This is a genomic window from Rahnella perminowiae, assembly GCF_019049755.1.
In the GTDB taxonomy this organism is placed as follows: domain Bacteria; phylum Pseudomonadota; class Gammaproteobacteria; order Enterobacterales; family Enterobacteriaceae; genus Rahnella; species Rahnella perminowiae.
Genome location: NZ_JAFMOS010000104.1, coordinates 1 through 729, shown reverse-complemented (window position 1 = coordinate 729; position 729 = coordinate 1). Strand labels below are relative to the sequence as shown.

1 protein-coding gene is annotated in these 729 nt (G+C 31.3%); it reads right to left on the bottom strand.

Annotated elements, in window-relative coordinates:
• Positions 1-45 precede the first annotated feature (45 nt).
• A partial coding sequence (locus tag J1785_RS00545; RefSeq protein ID WP_420803818.1) for a nucleotide-binding domain-containing protein occupies positions 46-729 on the bottom strand: 684 nt, incomplete at its 5' end.

Here is a 729-nt window from a genome sequence, read left to right as displayed (position 1 = left end):
CTATTACACACTGCTAACTTATGCTAAATTTTATTCAAAATTACATTACTGAATGAAGATACTACATATTATTTCTTTTTCAACCACAACACCATTACTAATAACAGAAATATACATATGTTGTAAGCCCTTGTATGACGTTCGCTCTTTGTGAGAGGCAACAAATACTCCATTTTCCTTTTCATTGGCTTTTTTTATTATTTCTGTTTCATGGTTGTCATTGTTATCTTTTTCTCCTGCCTCTTTACCATGATTAACTACCCTAAATTTAAACTTTAATGCTTCATATTGTTCGCCATATGTCTCACGAAACGTTGCGTGGAACTTGACCCATTTATTTTTTGGTATCGCTGATGCACAATTTTTATATTCAATCTTATTGAATAAACCATATTCATCATTACTATAGGTAATTATTACGTTTATTCTGGAAGGTTGAGTGCCATGTGGCAAAAGTGAAAAATATTTTGACTGGTTCAATACATATTGTTTGTATCTTAATCTTGATTTATCTTTGGCTGTAACATCAATGACATACCTATCAACCTCACCATTTTTTGATTTATATTCAAGATAATCATTAGTTGTAAGTCCTAATTTATTAACAAGTGTTTCTCCTAACATAATTGAGTTTTTAGGAGCCTTGTGTTGTAATTTTGAAGCTATATCAACGAAAAATGAAGTCGCTGTTACTTCATGAACACCAGGGATTCCATACTTGCTCCAAAG